This window comes from Vibrio sp. 2-1-2a, from assembly GCF_032648565.1.
Classification (GTDB): Bacteria; Pseudomonadota; Gammaproteobacteria; order Enterobacterales; family Vibrionaceae; genus Vibrio; species Vibrio diabolicus.
This window is the reverse complement of sequence record NZ_WBOH01000002.1, coordinates 163,121-185,542: the sequence shown is the minus strand read 5'-3', so window position 1 is coordinate 185,542 and position 22,422 is coordinate 163,121. Positions and strand designations below refer to the sequence as shown.

Here is a 22,422-nt window from a genome sequence, read left to right as displayed (position 1 = left end):
ATGTTTACATTAAGAGTAATCCCGGTAAAACAGACAGATAATCCATAGGTTTCAGCCCCTATTGATGAGAATGCGCTGGTGTAACAGGAGTTACTTCATAATTTAGTGAATAAAAATAAGTTATTTTTCAAACAATTTAACAGGAGTAGATTCTTCGTTATTTGATTGAATACACAAACAAACAGGTTTATACGTGATGCTTGTCACGGGGATTTATTAATTCACTTCACAATTAGTTCGCAAAGTAAAAAAATTGTCTCGTTATAGAATTTCGGAGTGCAAGATGTACATGGCTCAACCGGGCCATATTGATCATATCAAACAGGTCAATGCTGGTCGTGTATATAAACTAATTGACCTAAAAGGTCCTATTTCTCGAATTGATTTGTCCAAGCAGAGTGAGCTTGCTCCTGCCAGTATCACCAAAATCACTCGAGAATTAATTGAAGCGCACTTGATTCATGAAACCACAGTACAAGAAGCGACGAGTCGTGGTCGACCTGCCGTCGGTTTGCAGGTCAACAACGAAGGGTGGCAATTTCTGTCAATGCGTTTGGGGCGAGGTTATTTAACTATTGCTCTGCATGAGCTAGGTGGCGATGTGTTGATCGATACTAAAATCGAGATACACGAACGTGACCAAGACGATGTGCTTGAGCGTCTGCTCTACGAAATTGATGAATTCTTCCAAACTTACGCGGATCAACTTGACCGTGTTACCAGTATTGCAATTACGCTGCCTGGCCTTGTGAATTCAGAGCAAGGTGTCGTGCTGCAAATGCCTCATTACAATGTCGAAAATCTTGCTCTTGGACCAGAGATATATAAAGCAACGGGCTTGCCAGTTTTCATTGCCAATGACACGCGAGCTTGGGCATTAGCAGAAAAGCTTTTCGGCCATTCTCAAGACAATGACAACTCCGTTCTTATCTCTATTCACCATGGTTTAGGTGCCGGCATCATTCTGGATGGGCGAGTTTTGCAAGGCCGTCACGGCAACATTGGTGAGCTTGGGCATATTCAAATCGATCCAAATGGAAAACGTTGTCATTGTGGCAACATTGGTTGTTTGGAAACCGTTGCCAGTTCTCAAGCGATTCGTGAAGAAGTCGTAAGACGAATTGCTGATGGCGAAGACTCTATTCTTGCTGAGCAAGAAGAAATGAGTATTGAGAGCATTTGTGAAGCGGCAGCGAACGGTGATCCGTTGGCAGTTGATGTGATTGAAAAGCTTGGACGCTATTTAGGCTCTGCAATTGCTATTGTGATCAACTTATTTAACCCTGAGAAGATCTTGATCGGTGGTGTGATTAACCAAGCAAAAGATGTACTTTATCCTGCGGTGCGTCGCTGTATCGAAGAGCAGAGTTTACCAGTTTATCACCAAGATCTTGAGCTGGTGGAATCTCGTTTCTATAAGCAAGCCACAATGCCTGGTGCCGCGTTGATCAAGCAAGCGTTGTACGATGGTCAGTTATTGATGAAGGTTGTGGAAGGCTAATTGCTTCAAACATGATGAAGTGATTAGGTGTCGAGCCTATACATTTTTAGATGATTTAGGGTGAGGCTTAACAGCTCACCCTTTTTGATCGCCTATTACTAGAAGGTGAATTTGAGTTGTGCTGCATTGCTATATCTGCGCCATTCATGTAATTTCCTAAAAAGCTCAAGTAAATAAACCCAAATGGCTTTCAATGTGTAGAGTGACTTTGTGTCTGATACAAATAGAAGGGAAGTAATGCGCTAAAACCGTTGTACTTTCAAGCCATGCTCGAAAAACAAATATCTTAAGGTTACTTGGGCTTAGAACCTTAATGTGTCTGTATTGATTTCGAGTAAATAAGAATTATCCATAATTTAGGTAGTAGTATGTCCGGAGTGTTAAATACGGTTGACCAGCGTACAAACTTGGTTGGTGAAAACCGACTAGAGCTTCTGCTGTTCACTTTAAATAGTCGCCAATTGTTTGCGATTAATGTGTTCAAAGTGAAAGAGGTCATCAAGCTGCCACCGTTAACCAAGCTTCCTGGCTCACACTACAACATTCGTGGGGTCGCTTCTTTACGAGGTGAAGCAGTGCCAGTGATTGATTTGCGTGGCGCGATAGGTTTCCCAGCTTTGCGTGGTGAAGCGGAAGAAGAAAATTTGATCGTGACAGAGTACAACCGCACGGTGCAGGGCTTCTTAGTCGGTCCGGTCAAGAATATTATTAATACGGCATGGACTGAAATTCAGCCGCCTCCTTCCACGTCTGGTCGCTCGAATTACCTCACAGCTATCACGCAAATCAAAGAGGGGGATGTCTCTCAAATTGTCGAAATTATTGACGTTGAAAAAGTTTTAGCAGAGATCGTGCATTACGATGTCACGATTTCAGCGGACATTCTGGATCAAGAACTTGCCCAAGCAATGGTCGGGCGTAATGTTCTGATTGTGGATGATTCATCTACAGCTCGTAATCAAGTTCGCGATACGCTTTCTCAATTGGGTATGAATATCATCGAATGTCGTGACGGGCTAGAAGCGCTAACGGTTTTAAAACGCTGGTGTGATGAAGGGAAAGACGTAGAAAAAGAGCTGTTAATGATGATTACGGATGCTGAAATGCCTGAAATGGACGGTTATAAACTGACTCATGAAGTGCGCCAAGATCCACGTATGTCTAAGTTGTTTATTACGTTGAATACTTCTCTGAGCGGCAGCTTTAATGAAGCCATGGTACAAAAAGTAGGCTGTGACCGCTTTATATCTAAATTCCAACCGGATCTGCTGGTTGAAGTTGCTCAAGACCGGTTACGCCAGATGCTTTCTAAAAGTGCATGATTAGATATAGTGAAATCAGAGGGGGAGCAGCTCTCCCTCTGATTTTTTAACGCCTCGCTTATTAATATCTCTGTACTAATGAAAGTCGCGAGATTTACTTTGTAGATTATTCAAATAGTGCGTGCAATCAATCAACTTGCCAGCAATAACGTGCGTGACTTCCCCCTCTCTTTCAAGAATGCCTTTCACCATTAATACTTTAGCGCCTAAATACGCTTGCTTTTGGGCTCGTGCTGTCGCTTGCCAAACGACCACATTAATGTTGCCTGTGTCATCTTCTAACGTAAAAAATGTCACGCCAGCGGCGGTGCCTGGAGATTGTCTTCCCGTTACCACGCCTACCACTGTGACCAATGACCTATGCGGTTTCTCTGCCAATTGCCTCATGCGGGTAAAATGAGGGAGTTTGCCCGTTTCTTCTAATAATTTAATCGGGTGGCGGCTAAGAGATAGTCCTGTGCTCGCGTAATCCTCAATTAAATTTTCATATTCAGAGGGCTGAGTTTGGTAGCTAACACCGGGTTCTTCGACCTTGTGAAACAATGGTAGGTCAGATAAGGAATCCATTGCTGCCCAGCGTGCGTTATAACGATTCCCCGATAGGATCTGAAATGCATTGGCTGAAGCCAGTAATTCAATGTCACTTCGGCTTCTTAATATCTGCTTTACTTCTTGAATCGAGCGGTAACCATTAAGTGGTTTGCGCTCAATAAGCCTTTGCGCACTTTCTGCGTTAAAGCCTTTCACCAAGCGAAAACCAAGTTGCACGCCGAGCCTGCCATTCGGGCGTGAGACGAGATGATGCTGATATTTTGAGTGATTGACGCACACCGGCAATACTTCGACGCCATGTCGGCGGGCATCTTGTACTAATTGCGATGGGCTATAAAACCCCATTGGTTGGCTGTTCAACAGTGCTGTGTAAAATTCTGCTGGGTAATAATATTTTAACCATGCAGAACAATATGCCAGCACTGCGAAAGACGCTGAATGACTTTCAGGGAAGCCGTACTCACCAAAGCCGCAAATCTGATCGAAAATGCGCTCAGCAAACGCTAAGTCATAACCTCTCTCTTGCATACCATTGATCAGTTTTGGCCTGAATTTAGCGAGATCGCCATTCTTTTTCCATGATGCCATCGCTCTACGGAGTTGATCGGCCTCGCCGCCGCTAAACCCAGCTGCTACCATGGCTAGCTTGATGACTTGCTCTTGGAAAATTGGGACGCCCATAGTCCGCTCAAGAACGCTTTTTACTTCTTCCGATGGATAACTGACAGGCTCTTTGTGATCACGCCGTTTTAAAAAAGGATGCACCATATCACCCTGAATAGGGCCTGGACGAACAATCGCAATTTGAATCACTAAATCGTAATAACAAGCGGGCTTTAAGCGAGGGAGCATGCTCATTTGTGCACGAGATTCAATTTGGAATACGCCTATCGTGTCGGCTTTTTGGATCATGCGGTACACGTGTGGATCATCTTGTCGGCGAGTGATCTCAGAAATAGAGAGGGATCGCTGGTGGTGTTTCTCGACCAGTTGAAAGCACTTTCTGATGGCGTTTAACATGCCGAGTGCGAGCACATCGACTTTTAATAGCTTCAAGCTTTCTAAATCGTCTTTGTCCCATTGAATGATAGTGCGATCTTCCATCGAGGCATTTTCAACAGGTACCAACTCATATAAAGGGCCAGATGAAATTACAAAGCCACCCACGTGCTGAGATAAGTGGCGTGGGAAGCCAATGATCTCGTTGACCAATTGGATAAACTGCTGCCCTTTGAGAGATTCTGGTTGTAAGCCAAGTTCAATAATTTGAGCTTGCCAGCCTTGGCTGCGATCTCGGCGATTAACGTTCTTAATGAAAAAATCTAGTTGGGTCTCTTCAATCCCTAGCGCTTTACCGACTTCACGCACGGCACTTTTAAAGCGATAGCTGATCACTGTTGCAGAAAGTGCTGCACGCTCACGGCCATATTTTTTGTAAATATATTGGATAACCTCTTCACGGCGCTCGTGTTCAAAGTCCACATCAATATCCGGTGGTTCCTTACGTTCTTTACTGATAAATCGTTCGAATAAGACTGCGATTTGTCGAGGGTCGACGGCGGTAATTTCCAGGCAATAGCACACCACAGAGTTTGCGGCGGAACCTCGACCTTGGTAAAGAATGCCTTGTTGTTTCGCGAACATTACGATGTCGTGGATGGTAAGGAAGTAGTAGTGGTATTTCAGCTCTTGAATAAGCGCAAGTTCATTCTCGATGGTTTGATTGACTTCTGCTGGCACGCCTTCAGGAAAACGCAGCTTTTTACCACGCTCGACTAACATACGTAAGTAAGAGTCGGGTGTATAACCATCTGGGATCAGCTCGGTAGGATATTCGTATTTTAAATCGGAGAGCTTAAACTCGCATAAATCGGCGATGTAAGTACTTTCTTCCAGCCATTCTGGTTTGTAAATCCGAACCAGTTTTTTAAAAGGACGAAGCGCTCGTTCTGTATTCGAAATACGATCAAAACCGAGTTTATCGACGCTACACCCATGCTTTATAGCGGTAAGTACATGCTGTAATGGCAAGCGTTCAACATCATGCATGAGAACGCCTCCGCAGGCAGTTATAGGTAATTGAAATTCATGTGCTAACTGCTCGCAGTGCGCAATGTACTCAGTATCGTTGTTACTCAAATGGCGCTGAATCGCTACCCACAAACGATTAGCGTGGTGTTGATTGAGCCAGCGTCCCCAATAGTGGTCACTCTCTTGATGTGTGGGCAGCCACAATACCAAGCAATGTCGAATCGACATCAAATCCCATTCGAACAGTTGATAGTTGCCTTTTTCACTTCGTCTTCTTGCGTTTGTGATGATACGACACAACTCGGCATAAGCCTTGCGACAAGGGCAAAGCAGTACGATTTGGCATTCATCATTTAACCAAAACATACTTCCAACGATTTGTTTGATATCGAGTTTATGTTGTTCGATGGTCGCATGGGCTTTGACAACGCCCGCGACCGAACATTCATCAGTTATGGCTAGAGCTTGATAGCGATGGAAAGCAGCTTGGAGTACCAGTTCTTCTGCATGAGAAGCCCCAGTCAAAAAAGAGAAGTTAGACTGACAAAATAGTTCCGCGTAACTCATAATGATCCAACAAAAATAACTGTCGATTTAACAAAAATAGCCATGAAGAAACCAGTGCTTGTGCTGATCGCGAAATATCCATAACCAGCGGCCTTGCTTGGTGTGTGCAATGTAGTAATCACGCATGATCTCATCACCATCCCACCATCCAGAAACGATTCGCTCAGGTCCGTGGACCAAAGAGACTTGCTCTTGCAATGCAATGGGAGTGGGCAATTGCATTGCGGGGCGTAGTATGGATGGTATGGCGTGCTCCTTTTCATCTGGAGCATCAGCAGGGCGATACTGACTGGCCTTTTCTGGTCTAGGATCGCAAGCGATGTTGGGTTTTAACACGGCACTTTTCCCCAATTTAGCTTGCAGTAAAGAGAGCAGTTCTAAAGCATTCATGTTCCCTTTTTGCCCAGCAAAGAGATCGCGTGATGCACTAAGAGGCTCACCTTGACGGACGACTTTTAACGTTAGCCCTGTGACTGGGCCATTGAGCGAGAGTGACTCTAAGCTTAAACTCGCTAACTGCTGCCAACGCTGACATAGGTAATCACCTTGCGCAGAAGTGAGTTGAAGGTGTTGCTCTTGTTTCTCACGCTGGTGGAGTGTTAAACACAGCTCAAAAGCGACTTTATCTCTTAATTTAAGAAAGGTTTCGAGTTGACGAAGTAACTTGGCCAGCGGCTTTTCAATCCACTGGACGTTTTCGAGCTCAAATAACAGCTCTAAATAAACTTGGAAGGATTCGGTCGGGTGATAAAAGTCTACAGGATGCTTGAACTGCCCTGTCAGTCGACCAACGTAGTTCACCAAATCGATATCAAAGCGTCGTGCGATGTCTTGCAATGGCAGTTCAAGTAACCCTTTTAAGGAAGTAACGCCCACGCGGTGCAGCTTTTCAACCATAGAGATCGATAAATCGGTTAGAGGCAGAGGTAATGGGAATAACATTTGTTCGATAAGAGATTTGTCGTCACTAAGAACATTTGCTCCTGCCAATGCCATTAACTTGGCTGACAAAGGTGAAAAACCACAACCAAATTGAAAGCTTAACTGCAGTTTAGTTAAGTGAGCACTGACTTTATTCCAGTAATTGTCCAACCCTTCATATAGGGTGAGCATCGGTGTGGCACGCAGCAAAATGCCTTGGTTTGGCATCAACACAACGTCAGATGTGATCAAATACAACCACTGAGCTACCTCTTGTAATTTATTTAATTCGGTTTGTGGATGATAAGGATGCACTTGTAAATCTCGACACAAGGACGCAGCACTGCCTAAGCCCATACCAGGCTTAATACCTTGTTGCTCGGCAATGCCGTTGTATTGAATGATCTGACAACGTTGGCTTTCTACAATCACCACGGGTTGATTTTGGTTATCACCAAAGAGTGCGTCTAGCTGTAGGCGAGGGAAGTGCAAGTAAATCCATAAAGCCATACCACTAACCTTGGTTCGCCAATGGGAAATTGACCACCGTTGATGGAATGTGAGTCGTGCTTGGCATTACCAGTTGCGGGTAATGGTGTTGGAAGCCGATACTAACACTACCTCTATTCCAGCCTCCTTTCCTTTTTAGTACTTCAACATTAATCCCTTGCTCGTCACCTTTCAGTTTTAAACTGAGTGATACAGGCAAAGACAAGCGGTTGATAGTCTCTGTTTTAAGCATAAAAAGAGGGCAAGTACCTTGTTCACTCGCTACCTGTAAGCGTTTCACTTGATGTATTTCAAGCTCTTCTTGCCATAACAAAACATTACTGCATACCCCACTTTTCAGACATTGCTCTGCAGCCCAAAGAGCATCTTTGGGGTGAGTTGGATTAACGACCCACACTTGGTTTATATTCAAACCGATGTAGTGTAAGAACAGAGAATTCACTAACGCGGGAGGTTGAATAAATGCAGTCACACCATTGGTCTGAGTGGCTTTTAAATAAGGAGCGAGCAAACGCAATTCACCAATACTACCAATAGATTCCATCTCCACTACGCCATGAGGTGGAAAGCCTCCGCCGAGCAAATCATCTAATTCAGAAAACCCGGAACTAGTCCGCAACTGCTGAGGATCTGTTTTCGTTAAATTTGCTTGCCAAACAAGGTGCTGGCTTTTTAAGTGCTGAATAATATCGTGCATAATAAATACCTGTATATATGTACAGTATATTTCTATGGCAGAAAGTCGCAAGATTTTTATGAAGAGAGAAATGAAAAAAGGCAGCGTTTGCTGCCTTTTCAATCGATTATGTGAGGTAACCTGAATTCGTTATTTACGCTTAGGTTGAGCGTCGATGCACTGACCATTCACATCGGTAACCGCTGGATCCATTAAGTGCAAATATAGCGGCATGAGATCCAATGGCGTTTTGAGAGTATTTGCATCTTCACCCGGGTATGCTTTTTCACGCATGCGAGTACGAGTTGCACCAGGGTTAATTGCGTTAACACGGATCGGCGTATCACTCAGCTCGTCAGCCAAAACTTGCATCATGCCTTCTACGGCAAATTTAGAGATAGCGTATGGCCCCCAGAAAGCGCGACCAGAGTGGCCGACGGTCGAAGAGGTAAAGATAATACGCCCAGCTTCTGATTTACGCATCACAGGCAGTAGTGCTTGAGTCATTAACACTTCTGCTTTCACGTTGATCTGCATGATATCGTCGAAATCTTCCTCTTTGATTTGATCAAATGGACACAGCGAACTCAAGACACCTGCGTTGTGTAATAGGCCATCCAAACGACCAAACTGTCCTTCGATTGTCTCTGCCATATCAATGTAATTTTGCTTAGTTGCGCCCTTGAGATCCAGAGGAATGATAGCAGCTTGTGGGTAGCCAGCGGCTTCAATCTCATCATAGATAGATTCAAGGTTTTGCACATTTCTACCCAAGAGAATAACAGTTGCACCGTGCTCGGCATAAGAAAGTGCGGCTTGACGGCCGATGCCATTACCAGCGCCAGTAACAAGAATGACTTTACCTTTTAGAGCATCAGCTGAAACGGAGTAGTTCACGGCGATAAATCCTTATTATTGTAAGAGGGTCCATGATAGTTAATTGACGCTAAAAAACGCCTGTTTCTCAATGGAAAATCTTGGTAATCGTGACAAGATGGTTACAATACACCAATTCATGTGTTATACCAATTCCAGAACTTTCGTTAGGTATGCTATCAATCAGAACAAGTGGTTACAAACCGCGCTGCCTTCTCGCTGATGTTTCTGCGTAACATACTAACGTCATCTGAAATGAGATAAAGGAGCTCTCGTTGGAATTTTTATTAGATTATGGTCTGTTTCTGGCCAAAATTATCACGGTGGTTGCTGCGATAATTGTTCTGCTCATTATTGCAAAATCGGCTGGTGGCAAATCGGGTGCGGCGAAAGGGGAGTTAGAGATTACCAACCTTTCAGAGCAACACAAACAATCTGTTGAGCAGTTAGAACATCATTTACATGACGATGCTTTCATCAAGGCTCGAGATAAAGCGGTCAAGAAAGAAGAGAAAGAGAAAAACAAATCTCGTGAAAAAGAGATCAAACAAGCGAGCAAAGACGGTTCATTAGATAGCAAGCGTGAACCACACCTATTCGTTCTTGATTTCAACGGCAGCATAGACGCAAAAGAAGTCGCGTCTCTACGTGAAGAGATCACTGCTATTTTGGCTGTCGCACGTGAAGGTGATGAAGTATTACTTCGTTTAGAATCTGGCGGTGGTATGGTTCATGGTTACGGCCTTGCCTCTTCTCAACTGGACCGAATCAAAGCTGCGGGTCTTCCTCTGACCATCTCTGTTGACAAAGTTGCGGCAAGTGGCGGTTACATGATGGCATGTGTCGCAGATAAGATTGTTTCTGCACCGTTTGCAATTGTGGGCTCTATTGGCGTTATCGCGCAAATTCCTAACTTCAACAAACTGTTGAAGAAACATGACATTGAGTACGAACAACTAACCGCGGGTGAATATAAACGCACGCTAACGATGTTTGGTGAGAATACCGATAAAGCGCGCGATAAGTTTAAGCAAGAGCTTGAAGAAACACATGTCTTGTTTAAAGACTTCATTCGCGAGCGTCGTCCTAGTTTGGACCTAGACAAAGTAGCCACAGGTGAGCACTGGTTCGGTACACAAGCGAAAGAGCTTGGTTTGGTGGATGATATTAGTACATCTGATGATATCGTTGTTGCGGCATGCAAAGATAAAACCGTACTTTCTGTGCATTATGTGCAGAAGAAAAAACTGGCAGACAAGCTAGCAGGTGTCGCGGGCAAAGTTGCTGATAGTGTGATCTTAAAGTTAGCTGAGCGTGGCCAAAAACCGATTGTTTAATCGAACCTAAGATCATGACATTTAAAACGGCGAGGGTGGAAGCTCTCGCCGTTTTTGTTGAACCTTATGTTTATTGATGAATCCAATTGCGCATTAGGTGTAATGCTTTACACGACATTTTTCCTCGCTCCAAAAGGCGATTACCCGTATAATGCGCGCCTCGAAAACCGAGCAAATTGCTGAAAAGAAACTATAGGTGGAGAAGAACATGTCCTCTCAAACTCCGGTTGTAACCGTAGATGGACCTAGTGGTGCAGGTAAAGGCACTTTATGTATGTTGCTGGCGAAAAAGTTGGGTTTCCAACTCTTAGATTCTGGCGCAATTTATCGTGTACTTGCACTCGCTGCGATTCACCACGGTGTCGACACAGAGTCAGAAGACGCACTTGTCCCACTGGCAACACACCTAGACGTTCAATTTATCGCAGAGGGTGACTTAGTTAAGGTCGTTCTAGAAGGCGAAGATGTGTCAGGGGAGCTTCGCAAAGAAGAAACGGGTATGGCAGCATCTAAAGTTGCGGCTCTGCCACGTGTTCGTGAAGCATTATTACGTCGTCAGCGTGCATTTGAGGCCGCTCCGGGCCTAGTGGCTGATGGTCGTGATATGGGCACAATTGTATTCCCAAGTGCACAAGCGAAAATCTTCCTTGATGCGAGCGCAGAAGAGCGTGCAAATCGACGCCTTAAACAGTTGCAAGAGAAAGGGTTAGATGTTAAATTTGCTGACCTTTTAAGCGAGATCCAAGAGCGTGACGACCGAGATCGTAACCGCCCAGTGGCGCCATTACGCCCAGCTGAGGATGCGCTTGTGCTAGATTCTACGTCGATGACTATCGACGAAGTAGTAGAAAAGGCACTACAATATATCGAATCGAAGCTAGCTGAGTAATGATACTCGGCTAGACTAAGAGCGTTGGTCGCAAGGATGATGACTGGCGAATTTAATAACCCCATGCGGTAGGATACCCGTGGAAGTTTAATTTATTGAAGATTAACTAAATGACTGAATCTTTTGCTCAACTCTTTGAAGAGTTTCTAAACGAAACAGAATTCCAACAAGGCAGCATCGTTAAAGGTACTGTAGTAGCTATCGAGAACGGTTTCGTTCTTGTTGACGCTGGTCTTAAGTCTGAATCTGCTATCCCTGCTGAACAGTTCAAGAACGCTGCTGGCGAACTTGAAGTTGAAGTTGGCGCTGAAGTAGACGTAGCTCTAGACGCTGTTGAAGATGGTTTCGGTGAAACTCAACTTTCTCGTGAGAAAGCTAAGCGTCACGAAGCTTGGATCGTACTTGAGAAAGCTTACGAAGAAGCTGAAACTGTTGTTGGTATCATCAACGGTAAAGTTAAAGGCGGTTTCACTGTTGAACTAAACGGTATCCGTGCTTTCCTTCCTGGCTCTCTAGTAGACGTACGTCCAATCCGCGACACTGCTCACCTAGAAAACAAAGAGCTAGAGTTCAAAGTTATCAAACTTGACCAAAAACGTAACAACGTAGTTGTTTCACGTCGTGCTGTTATCGAATCTGAAAACAGCGTTGAGCGTGACGAGCTTCTAGAAACTCTACAAGAAGGTTCTGAAGTTAAAGGTATCGTTAAGAACCTTACTGACTACGGTGCGTTCGTTGACCTAGGTGGCGTTGACGGTCTTCTACATATCACTGATATGGCTTGGAAGCGCGTTAAGCACCCATCTGAAATCGTTAACGTTGGTGACGAGATCCAAGTTAAAGTTCTTAAGTTCGACCGTGAGCGTACTCGCGTATCACTAGGTCTTAAGCAACTAGGCGAAGATCCATGGGTAGCAATCGCTAAGCGTTACCCAGAAGGTCACAAACTAACTGGTCGCGTAACTAACCTAACTGACTACGGCTGCTTCGTTGAAATCGAAGAAGGCGTTGAAGGTCTAGTTCACGTTTCAGAAATGGATTGGACTAACAAGAACATCCACCCTTCTAAAGTTGTTAATGTTGGCGACGAAGTTGAGGTTATGGTTCTTGAAATCGACGAAGAACGTCGTCGTATCTCTCTAGGTCTGAAACAGTGTAAAGCTAACCCATGGCAGTCATTCGCTGAAGCACAAGCTAAAGGCGACAAAGTTACTGGTAAGATCAAGTCTATCACTGACTTCGGTATCTTCATCGGTCTAGAAGGCGGCATCGACGGTCTAGTTCACCTATCTGACATTTCTTGGAATGTTGCTGGCGAAGAAGCTGTACGTGAGTACAAGAAAGGCGACGAGATCTCTGCAGTTGTTCTAGCAGTAGACGCTGAGCGTGAGCGCATCTCTCTAGGCATCAAGCAAATGGAAAACGACCCATTCAATGCTTACGTTGCTGACAACAAGAAAGGTGTTCTAGTTAACGCTACTGTAACTGCTGTTGACGCTAAAGGCGCTACTGTTGAAATCGCAGAAGGCGTTGAAGGTTACATCCGTGCTTCTGAAGTATCTCGCGATCGCGTAGAAGATGCTTCTCTAATCCTAAGCGCTGGTGATGTTGTTGAAGCGAAGTTCACAGGTGTAGACCGTAAGAACCGCGTAATCAACCTATCTATCAAAGCTAAAGACGAAGCTGACGAGCAAGAAGCAATGGCATCTATCAACAAGCAAGATGACAATGCATTCGGTAACGCAATGGCTGACGCTTTCAAAGCTGCTAAAGGCGAATAATATACTCGCTTAAGCAAAAAAGGAGCCGCAAGGCTCCTTTTTTATATTTGAGCATATTTAAGTAGTAATACTAATGACGGTAAACTATCTTAATAAAAGACATTTCTTCATTGCGCATTTTGCATAAAATTTGTCTAGAATTGTCAGCAAGTGTTTGTTGGAATTAGTATTACTTACTATAATAAGTGATAAAGATACTCAAAGAGGGCAACTATGACTAAGTCTGAACTGATTGAAAGACTCTGCGCTGAGCAAACACACTTATCAGCGAAAGAGGTAGAGGATGCTGTAAAAGATATTTTAGAGCACATGGCCTCTACGCTAGAGAGCGGTGACCGTATCGAGATCCGTGGCTTTGGTAGTTTTTCTCTTCATTACCGCGAGCCTCGCGTAGGTCGTAACCCTAAAACGGGCGATAAAGTGGAATTGGAAGGTAAATACGTTCCACATTTCAAACCTGGTAAAGAGCTTCGTGAGCGTGTAAATATTGGCTAACGCACTCTTATTAGTTTGAAAAAAGCGGCATACGTTTGTGTATGCCGCTTTTTTGTAATGTATCCAAGCAGTTTACGAAGCGACCTGTTGATTCTGGCTGTTTTCTTTGCAGCTTTCTACACCCAAGTAGCTTTAACTTCTAGGCGTGTCTACAAACTAAGCATCTTGAGGTTACTTGGGTATAGATTATTGCTAATATACGTAGTCTGAAGAAGCATTTTCCTGCATAATCTTACCGACTTACTCCTAGAAGGGTGATGTAAATGAAAATTATAAAAATCGTTGCTGTTTTAGCTCTCTTTTTAATTGCATTGGCGTTAGGTTCCCAAAACCAAGAGCTCGTGACTTTTAACTATCTTCTAGCCAAAGGAGAGTTCCACTTATCTACACTATTAGGTGTGGTATTTGTGGTTGGCTTTGCTTTAGCGTGGGTTATCTTTGGTAGTATCCAACTGAAAACTCAGCTACAAGTTCGTCGTTTAAAGAAAAAACTGAAAAAGTACGAACCTACAGATGCAAACAAACCTGCTGATAAGCCAGCCATCGAAAAACAGGCATAAGGATAAGGCTTAACTTTAATGCTTGAACTACTCTTCTTGTTGTTGCCTATAGCTGCTGCGTATGGCTGGTATATGGGGCATCGCAGCGCTCAGCAAGACAAGCAGAAGCAATCTCATCAAATCTCTCGTCAGTATATGACGGGTCTTAATCTGCTGCTCTCTGACCAATCAGATAAGGCTGTCGATCACTTTATTGAATTGCTCCAAGTTGATAACGAGACCATCGATACTCACCTTGCGTTGGGTAACCTATTCCGGTCTCGTGGCGAAGTCGACCGTGCAATCCGAATTCACCAAAATCTCATTTCTCGCTCTGGCTTAACACTGGATCAAAAGAATCTTGCACTTCAACAGTTGGCGAAAGATTACATGGTCTCTGGTTTTCTCGATCGTGCAGAGAAAATCTTCGAACAGTTAGTCGAAGAGCCAGATTACAAAGAAGCGGCCCTTCAGCAATTGGTAACCATTTACCAACAAACACGTGAATGGGAAAAAGCAATTTATTACGCCAATCAATTGGCTAAGTTGGGTAATAAACGCTCCAGAATGCGTGCGAATATTGCTCATTTTTGGTGTGAAATTGCAATGCTCGACCAAGCCGATGGTAATACTAATAAGGCAATACAGCACTTTAAAAAAGCCCTAGCAGAAGACCCAAAGTGTGTTCGAGCGAGTATTGCTTTGGGACGAATTTATCTAGAGTCTGAAGATTATAAACACACGATAAAATACCTGACGGGTGTGCTTGAGCAAGACAAAGACTTTATCAGCGATGTCTTACCAACCATTGCAGAGTGCTACCATCATTTGGGCCAGGAAGATGAACTTGTAGAGTTTCTGCGAGCTTGTATTGATAAGAAAGCAGGCGTATCAGCCGAGTTAATGTTGGCTCAGTTGGTTGCTCACCACGAGAACGTCGGGGCTGCACAAGAGCTGCTGACCAAACAGCTGCTGAAAAATCCAACCATGAAGGGCTTTTATCGATTAATTGACTACCACATTGCTGAAGCAGAAGACGGTCGCGCGAAGGACAGTCTATCGACGCTACAAGCGATGGTGGGTGAACAGTTAAAAGTGAAACCACACTACCGATGCCGGAAGTGTGGGTTTTCTACTCATTCCCTTTATTGGCACTGCCCGTCCTGTAAAGGGTGGGGGACGATCAAGCCAATCCGCGGATTGGATGGTGAATAATTTTAATGCAGCTGACAGAGTTTCTGTCCGCTGCATTTTTTTAACTTTTTATTTAATAAGAACCAAAATAGTTAGGAGATGAAATGATCGACCAAAAAGTTATTGTCGCACTGGATTATGATAACCAAGCAGACGCACTTGCGTTTGTAGATAGAATTGATCCTGCGTCATGTCGCCTAAAAGTTGGCAAGGAAATGTTTACGCTATTTGGTCCTGATTTCGTACGTGAACTCCACAAACGTGGTTTCTCAGTCTTCTTGGATTTGAAATTTCACGATATTCCAAATACGTGTTCTAAGGCGGTCCGCGCAGCCGCGGAATTAGGGATTTGGATGGTGAATGTGCATGCGAGCGGTGGTGAGCGCATGATGACGGCATCACGTGAAATTCTTGAGCCATACGGTAAAGATCGCCCACTTCTGATTGGAGTAACGGTACTAACCAGTATGGAACAAAGTGATTTAGCGGGTATTGGTTTGAACATTGCGCCTCAGGATCAAGTTATTCGTCTGGCGACATTGACCAAAAACGCTGGTTTAGATGGTGTCGTATGTTCAGCTCAAGAGTCTTCATTACTTAAGAGCGAACTTGGTCAAGACTTTAAGTTAGTTACACCAGGAATCCGACCTGCTGGCTCTGAGCAAGGTGACCAGCGCCGTATCATGACACCAGTAGAGGCTATTCAGTCAGGCTCTGACTATCTTGTTATTGGGCGTCCAATTACTCAAGCTGTGGATCCTGCTGCAGTGTTAAAATCGATCAATGATAGCTTGTCTAGTATGTAAGCACAGTCTTGTATTGTATAAAGAAAGGTGAGGCTGTGATGCCTCACCTTTTTTGTATCTAATAAAAATACCAATCGTAGTAAGCAACTGCTCATTTTTACCAGTTATATCTGCTCGCTTACTTGCTTGCTTTAATTGGTGTAGGGGGGATCTTATTCGGATAAAGGTTCTACGGTTTATTATGAGTAAAGTAGGGCTTGGTACTATATCGATCACATTTTTGTAACATAACTCACTGTGATGCATAGAAAATGCGACCATGTATTATTGATGACTTGCGTTACAAAAGCCTAAAGAATACTATGGCGAAGATGCATTCACTGCGTTGTAAGGTCTAGGATGACCTAGTGAAACTCTTTGAAATTAATATAGAAGCTGGCAGGAAGTCACTTCATATTACGCTCCTATTATTTCCTATCTGCGTATTTTCTATTTGCAGCTTTCACACGCCGTCTTCCTTGCTACGACCTTAATCGCAAACACAACAAGGAAGAAACATGACTAAAAAACTGCCATTTTCAGTACTTGCAACACTGACCGCTGCCAGTTTTCAACTGAGTGCGGCAGAGCTACCTGCTGATATAGAATGGATTTCAAATAACAATGAACCTCTGTTCGCCTCTGAAGAAGCGGTACGAGGTGGTACTTATCGTACTTACATTCAGAGCTTTCCTCAGACATTACGAAGTGTTGGTCCAGATGCGAACTCCGGCTTGCGCCAATATTTAATGGATGGTTCACCAAAGCTTGCTCAGCGTCATCCAAATACTGGTAAATGGATCCCCCAACTTGCTAAGTCATGGGCATTTGGAGAGGACAACAAAACCGTATTCTTTAAGCTTGATGAAACGGCCGAGTGGTCAGATGGTGAAAAAATTACGGCAGATGATTACGTCTTTATGATGAAGTACTACACGTCAAAAGACATTATCGACCCGTGGTACAACGACTTCTTCACGAACAGCGTTGTCGGTGTTGAAAAAATTGACGACTACACGATCAAAGTCAATCTTGCTGTAGCTCAAAGTCATGACTCGCTCATGGTTATGATTAACATGCCGAGTAATGGTTTTCAGCCTCGTCCGGAACACTTCTTTGAAGGAGAAAAGGACGCAAATAACGATGGCATGCCTGATAACTTCGTCAGAAAGTTCAACTTTAAATCTGAGCCAACTGCGGCGCCTTACTACATTGATAAAGTGAAGAAAGGTAAGAGCGTGACATTCAAACACGTGGGCGAAGATTGGTGGGGGTATAACAACCGCTACTATAAAAACCGTTACAACGTAGAAAAAGTCCGCATTAAGGTGATTCGCGATCCTGATATTGCCATGAAGCACTTTGAGAAAGGCAACTTGGACTACTTTGAGATGGTGCTACCAAGCTTTTGGCATGACAAAACCGATAGTGATGTGTACAAAAAAGGCTATATCCAAAAGTACTGGGGCTTTAACGAAGCACCACAAGGCGCTGGTGGCCTTTGGATGAACACCGCGATGCCGATGTTGGATAACCTAGAAGTGCGCAAAGGCGTTATGGCAGCCACTGACTATGACGGCATGATTGAAAATATCATGCGTGGAGATTATTCACGTAAACCACATGGACTCGGCTTTGGTCATGGCGAATACGATGATCCTAACAATACACCGCCTAAGTTTGATGCCGATGCGGCGGTTAAACATTTCGAAAAAGCGGGCTTTGACAAAGTTGGCGCAGATGGTATTCGTGTCAATGACAAGGGCCAACGCTTGAGCTTTGCTATCACCTATGGATACAACTCTTGGACACCGCGTATTGCGTACTTGAAAGAGCAAGCGAAACTTGCTGGTCTTGAGTTCACGTTAAACTTGGTTGATGGTTCATCTGCGTTTAAATACATTCTTGAGAAAAAGCATCAGTTAGCGTTCTTGAATATGGGCTCTGGTGAGATTCCTGCGTATTGGGAATACCTGCACTCTGATAATGCGAATCGACCACAAACGAATGCTCACACCAACTACAGCAGCCCTGAGCTGGACAAGTTGATTGAAGCTTATGACTCTGAGTTTGATCAGGAGAAGCGTTACGATTTATCGCATCAAATCCAAAACTATGTCAGCAAAGCGAATATCATCGTTCCTGGATACATGGTGCCTTATTCTCGAGTTGCACATTGGCGCTGGGTTAAAATTCCTAAAGATGGCATGACAAAAGCGACAGAATGGGTGCTTCATCCAATGGATATTGGTAATTTCTGGATCGATAGCAAAGTAAAAGAAGAGACTGAGGAAGCGATGGACGAGGGTAAAACCTTCCCAGAGACAACGGTCATTGATGATCGCTACAAGTTGTAACTCCACAACTTAGCGGCGATAAAATGAAAGCCCCGGTAATTAAGTTACAGGGGCTTTTTTATTTTTACTTAACTAAGTAAGACGCTTCTAAAAGGTAGGTTTTCACATCACCAAGCAAAGAGAAGGCCTTGTCGATGGTTTTAAATCGCTCATCAAGTGAGTCACTAGATATAAGTTGGCTGAACGTTTTTACCGAGAAAGCTTCGTTTGCTTTAAAGAACTGATGCACATTTTCAAGCTGAACTTTATGAATATGCTCCACCTTATTTAGGGCGGTGGTTAAATCGGAAATGTTAATCGACATTGCTACTCAAGAACCTTATCAACAAGACCTCTACATAAGGTCATAGGATGGGGCTTTATATTTTGCCGTAGAGTAGCACCAAAGAACGGATTGCAGTCTGACTAAGATCAATTTGTCTCGCTTGATTATCTACATCTATTTCGATCGAAAAACTTCTCGCAGCACAAAAAAGGGAAGCAACTTGCTTCCCTGTAATTAACATCGATCTTAGATTTTTTTGGCAATGTCCGAAGTCAGTTCTTCCAACCCGACGGATAGTGCGTCGACAAGTGCTCCATAGCCTTCGTCCTGTAGAGGCTGAGAGATTTGTATTGGTGCACTCTTTTCTACCTTACCTTCAGCATTAATGAGTAACCATTCCCCCTCAATTTCGATATTGCCTTTGTAGCTACCATTAAATTTATTTAACGTAAGCTGTAGTTTGGCTTCACCATTTTGATCCAACAGGTTGATCATTTCAGTCGGCCAGTAATGAGTCTGTTTGTGGCGTAGTTCTGTGACGACTCTCTGAGTGATTTGCTCGGAAATACTATGCGCCCATTGATTGTTTCTTGCCTGGATAACTTGAGTCTCAGAGGTTCGGTAAACGATACCACTGTCGTTTAAATAACTTGCCAGTTTTACTGGACGAACAACTAAAGTAGGGCGCTGTGAGATATCAGAAGAGCTCAGCGTCACTGGTTCCGCCTTAGGTAGAAGGTACAAAGCCCCTTTAGTTTCTGGAGCGCTACTGCAACCCGTTAGACCGACAAATAGCGCGATAGACAAAAAGAATACTCGTTTCATTAGTTTTGGCCTTTAACTGGGATTGGGTCACTGATTTCATCTTCTCCAAACACGAGAGAGTTTGGCTTTTCGTTTAGCTGTTTAAGTACGGGTTTAAACTCTGTCATCACGCTTTCTAGTTCTTTGAGCGTGGCTTCCATTTCATTGTACATGGTTGAGTTTGGTCCATAACCATCGAGTGTTTTTTGCAACTGCTGCAAGCTTTGGCGAATATCTGTTGGGATCTCTTGCGTCTCTTTTTGATTTAAAAGTTTATCAATACTGTCCGCGACACGTTCTGCTGACGCCAACGTCTTTTCCGACGTTTTTAACGTTGAATTGAGAGAGTTAAGCGTTTCTTCCATTGGTAAGCTATTAATCTTATTTAGGAAGTCATTAACTTGGCGCTGAACTTGGGCAAAACCACCACGCATGGTTGGAAATACATCTAAACCTTCAAAGTCACTTGGAACGTACTGATCATCATTAGGATAAAAGTCTGCATCAATATAAAGCGCGCCAGTTAACAAGTTACCAGTCTTTAAGGTGCCACGGAGACCGCGAGCAAACTCTTCCTTCAACTTTTCTTTGAACATAGATAAAGATTGGGATTCTAAATCTCCGTACACTCGACCGAGCTCAACGCGCACCAAAACTGGAATTTTTTTCGCAGAGAAGTTTTCTTCTGGTGTTGGTAAACGCATCGGTACTCTCGTCACGGTACCGATACGAAGACCGCGGTACTCAACAGGCGCATTCGCTTTTAAGCCACGTACAGATTCATCAAATAACATGACGAACTCAATGTAGTCATCGTACATGCCTTCTCTCAGCTGCTTAATATCATCGTACAAGCGGAAGTTAACCATGTGTTCTGTGAGTGGTTCACCGGACTCAAGGCCTGGAACGGTATCGAAGGTAACGCCACCCGTTAGCATGCTCTCTAGCGAGCCAAACTTAACTTCAAACCCTTCGGCATTGAGCTGTAAATCAACACCAGAATTTAGCCAAAACTTAGTACGAGTGCGCACTAAGCTGTCATAAGGTTTGAAAATAAAGAGTTGATACAGCGCCTTGCGAGTATCAACATCAAAGCTGGTTTTCTCTACACGACCAACGGTAAAGCCTTTATAAATAACCGGGTCCCCAACACCTAGTTTGCCAGCTTCGCGGTGTGTTAACACAAGACGTAAACCTTCTGCATCAGGAGAAGCGACTGGTGGTACATCTAGTACTGTAAAGTGCTCCTTTTCTACTTTAGATTTACCCGGCTGAAGTTGGATATAAGCGCCAGAGAGCAAGGTCTCTAAACCTGAAACGCCATCACGGCCAATTCGAGGCTTCACCACCCAAAACATCGTGTCATCTCGCAGCATGCGCTCCGCGTCTTTATTCATCTGCGCCTTAGCGATGATGTGATCGTAGTTTTCACTGAGAGTGACTTCGGTAATCAGACCGACTTTAACATTCAATGCTCGGATCTCGGTTTTACCAACCTCAATCCCATCTGCGGTCGGCAGTTGGAGAGTAATTTGTGGGCCTGTACTGTTGATGTATTGGAACAGCATCCACGCTCCCATGGCTAGCGCAAGGATCGGGACAATCCAGATCGCAGAAATCTGCTTTTGCGGTTTTATTTGAGCGGTTACGTTGTTCTCATCACTCATATTTGGCTTTCTCGTTTAAGTTGTCAGAAATCGGCTCCTGCACTTCGTTTTGTGGCAACTGCCACAACAAACGTGAGTCAAATATCATTGCAGAAAGCATAGTGAAAATGACCACTGCCGCGAAAGAGAGCGCAGCAGGGCCTGGATAAATCGCCATTAAGTTTTGCAACTGAACCAGTGCAACTAAGATGGCAACGACAAAGATATCGATCATGGACCAACGACCAATAAACTCAGTTAAGCGGTATATCTTTAAGCGTGAAATACTTTCTTCAGGAGGAAGATATCGCGCTTTTTGCGCATTGTAATACAGCCACGCGAGTGCCAGCATTTTCGCCATTGGAATGAATACGCTAGCAAAGAAAATTACCATCGCAATAGGGTAAGAACCTAAATGCCAAAGCAGTATTACCCCTTCCATGATAGTCGAGCCTTCTGAATGTCCAAGGCTTACGGTATACATCATTGGATAAAGGTTCGCGGGGATATAGAAAATGACTGACGCAAACAAAAGCGCCCAAGCTTTTTGTAAATTATCTGCTGGGTTGTATTTATGAATAGGGCTTTTACAACGAATGCAGTATTGGTGCTTTTTCGCTTCAATTGGGTTGAGTTGGTGACACGTATGGCAACCAATATGGTTGTGGTTATGGTGCGTATCGCCCTCATTTACATCGGGCAGCACGATGGCTGGAATGAAGTGTCCCCAGAGCCAGCTTTTGTCAACCATAGAAATACATTTGACTACCAGTACGGTATAAACGCAGAACGCCCAGAATGAAGTCCCCATTCCAATGTCTGCCAGAGAAGCGATTTTAATTAAGCTGACTAATACGCCAATCAAGAATACATCTACCATCAGCCAGGGTTCGACTCGAAACAGAAGGCGACATAAAACTTTCGCCATTCGTTGCTGTTTTTTGGATGGCGTATGCTTACGCGCTTTTAATGCTTCGAGATGAAGAAAGAGAATGAGACCGACATAGATAGCAGGCAATACGACGACCGTTGCGAGAAGTAACACACCTAAAAGTACATTTTGAAATTCAGCCAGCATTTTGGCTGCATGCAATAAGGTGATTTCTTGCGATAGCCCTTGCACACTGAACGACATAAAAGGGAAAGAAATGCTTAACACCAACATGATCAAACATGCCGATGAAATGGCGATCACGCTTTGATAGGGTTTAGCATTCACTTTTGTCAGAGAATGCGCGCATCGAGGACATTGAGCTTTTTGCCCTTGATCGATATCGGGAATGCGGACGACAAGGCCGCATTCTTCGCATGAAATTAACTGACGGGAATTAGGTTGAATACTCATCGGGTAGGTTTTGGATTCATTTGTCCTAA

General features: G+C 43.9%; 18 protein-coding genes. 10 read left to right on the top strand and 8 right to left on the bottom strand.

Going from position 1 to position 22,422, the window contains the following annotated elements:
* Positions 1-283 precede the first annotated feature (283 nt).
* Positions 284-1,501: an ROK family protein gene (locus F7Y48_RS05470; RefSeq protein ID WP_005398213.1), complete on the top strand. Its 1,218-nt coding sequence runs from the start codon at positions 284-286 to the stop codon at positions 1,499-1,501.
* Positions 1,502-1,869: 368 nt separating this feature from the next.
* Positions 1,870-2,823, top strand: a complete 954-nt coding sequence (locus tag F7Y48_RS05465; protein ID WP_048625753.1) for a chemotaxis protein CheV — start codon at positions 1,870-1,872, stop codon at positions 2,821-2,823.
* Between the two features lie 75 nt (positions 2,824-2,898).
* Here F7Y48_RS05465 and F7Y48_RS05460 read toward each other — a convergent pair whose 3' ends face one another.
* The 4 genes from F7Y48_RS05460 to F7Y48_RS05445 all read right to left on the bottom strand — a co-directional run bounded on the left by F7Y48_RS05460 (position 2,899) and on the right by F7Y48_RS05445 (position 8,977).
* On the bottom strand, positions 2,899-5,973 hold the full coding sequence (locus tag F7Y48_RS05460) for an error-prone DNA polymerase (RefSeq protein WP_258506691.1): 3,075 nt from the start codon (positions 5,971-5,973) through the stop codon (positions 2,899-2,901).
* A 27-nt stretch (positions 5,974-6,000) separates the two neighbouring features.
* On the bottom strand, positions 6,001-7,404 hold the full coding sequence (locus F7Y48_RS05455; protein ID WP_065646083.1) for a Y-family DNA polymerase: 1,404 nt from the start codon (positions 7,402-7,404) through the stop codon (positions 6,001-6,003).
* 4 nt (positions 7,405-7,408) lie between these two features.
* Positions 7,409-8,101, bottom strand: coding sequence for a translesion DNA synthesis-associated protein ImuA (gene imuA / locus F7Y48_RS05450; protein ID WP_065646082.1), 693 nt, complete (start codon positions 8,099-8,101; stop codon positions 7,409-7,411).
* A gap of 129 nt (positions 8,102-8,230) precedes the next feature.
* A complete protein-coding gene (locus F7Y48_RS05445) occupies positions 8,231-8,977 on the bottom strand; it encodes a YciK family oxidoreductase (RefSeq protein WP_006743161.1) in 747 nt (248 codons plus the stop codon).
* A gap of 254 nt (positions 8,978-9,231) precedes the next feature.
* Between F7Y48_RS05445 and sohB the strand changes: the two genes are divergently transcribed.
* From sohB to F7Y48_RS05405, 8 genes are all read left to right on the top strand, one after another.
* Positions 9,232-10,293 (top strand): protease SohB, encoded by a 1,062-nt coding sequence (sohB, locus tag F7Y48_RS05440; RefSeq protein WP_005385819.1) that lies wholly within the window; start codon positions 9,232-9,234, stop codon positions 10,291-10,293.
* A gap of 208 nt (positions 10,294-10,501) precedes the next feature.
* Complete coding sequence (gene cmk, locus F7Y48_RS05435) at positions 10,502-11,182, top strand: (d)CMP kinase (protein ID WP_005397113.1); 681 nt, start codon at positions 10,502-10,504, stop codon at positions 11,180-11,182.
* 110 nt (positions 11,183-11,292) lie between these two features.
* A complete protein-coding gene (gene rpsA, locus F7Y48_RS05430; RefSeq protein WP_005385817.1) occupies positions 11,293-12,963 on the top strand; it encodes a 30S ribosomal protein S1 in 1,671 nt (556 codons plus the stop codon).
* Between the two features lie 213 nt (positions 12,964-13,176).
* Positions 13,177-13,458 carry an integration host factor subunit beta gene (gene ihfB, locus F7Y48_RS05425; RefSeq protein ID WP_005385816.1) on the top strand — a complete coding sequence of 94 codons (282 nt, stop codon included), beginning with the start codon at positions 13,177-13,179 and terminating at the stop codon, positions 13,456-13,458.
* Positions 13,459-13,721: 263 nt separating this feature from the next.
* Positions 13,722-14,018, top strand: a complete 297-nt coding sequence (locus F7Y48_RS05420) for a LapA family protein (protein ID WP_005397112.1) — start codon at positions 13,722-13,724, stop codon at positions 14,016-14,018.
* Between the two features lie 18 nt (positions 14,019-14,036).
* Complete coding sequence (lapB, locus tag F7Y48_RS05415) at positions 14,037-15,212, top strand: lipopolysaccharide assembly protein LapB (protein ID WP_005376665.1); 1,176 nt, start codon at positions 14,037-14,039, stop codon at positions 15,210-15,212.
* A gap of 83 nt (positions 15,213-15,295) precedes the next feature.
* Positions 15,296-15,997, top strand: a complete 702-nt coding sequence (gene pyrF / locus F7Y48_RS05410) for an orotidine-5'-phosphate decarboxylase (protein ID WP_237284134.1) — start codon at positions 15,296-15,298, stop codon at positions 15,995-15,997.
* A 497-nt stretch (positions 15,998-16,494) separates the two neighbouring features.
* Positions 16,495-18,333 (top strand): extracellular solute-binding protein, encoded by a 1,839-nt coding sequence (locus tag F7Y48_RS05405; RefSeq protein ID WP_005397104.1) that lies wholly within the window; start codon positions 16,495-16,497, stop codon positions 18,331-18,333.
* Positions 18,334-18,397: 64 nt separating this feature from the next.
* Here F7Y48_RS05405 and F7Y48_RS05400 read toward each other — a convergent pair whose 3' ends face one another.
* From F7Y48_RS05400 to F7Y48_RS05385, 4 genes are all read right to left on the bottom strand, one after another.
* A complete protein-coding gene (locus tag F7Y48_RS05400) occupies positions 18,398-18,637 on the bottom strand; it encodes a hypothetical protein (protein ID WP_005397103.1) in 240 nt (79 codons plus the stop codon).
* Between the two features lie 207 nt (positions 18,638-18,844).
* Positions 18,845-19,423 (bottom strand): membrane integrity-associated transporter subunit PqiC, encoded by a 579-nt coding sequence (locus F7Y48_RS05395; RefSeq protein ID WP_243328317.1) that lies wholly within the window; start codon positions 19,421-19,423, stop codon positions 18,845-18,847.
* Complete coding sequence (pqiB, locus tag F7Y48_RS05390) at positions 19,423-21,069, bottom strand: intermembrane transport protein PqiB (RefSeq protein WP_150919123.1); 1,647 nt, start codon at positions 21,067-21,069, stop codon at positions 19,423-19,425. The genes F7Y48_RS05395 and pqiB overlap by 1 nt, the downstream gene beginning before the upstream one ends.
* Positions 21,062-22,393: a paraquat-inducible protein A gene (locus F7Y48_RS05385; protein ID WP_006742665.1), complete on the bottom strand. Its 1,332-nt coding sequence runs from the start codon at positions 22,391-22,393 to the stop codon at positions 21,062-21,064. The genes pqiB and F7Y48_RS05385 overlap by 8 nt, the downstream gene beginning before the upstream one ends.
* Positions 22,394-22,422 lie beyond the last annotated feature (29 nt).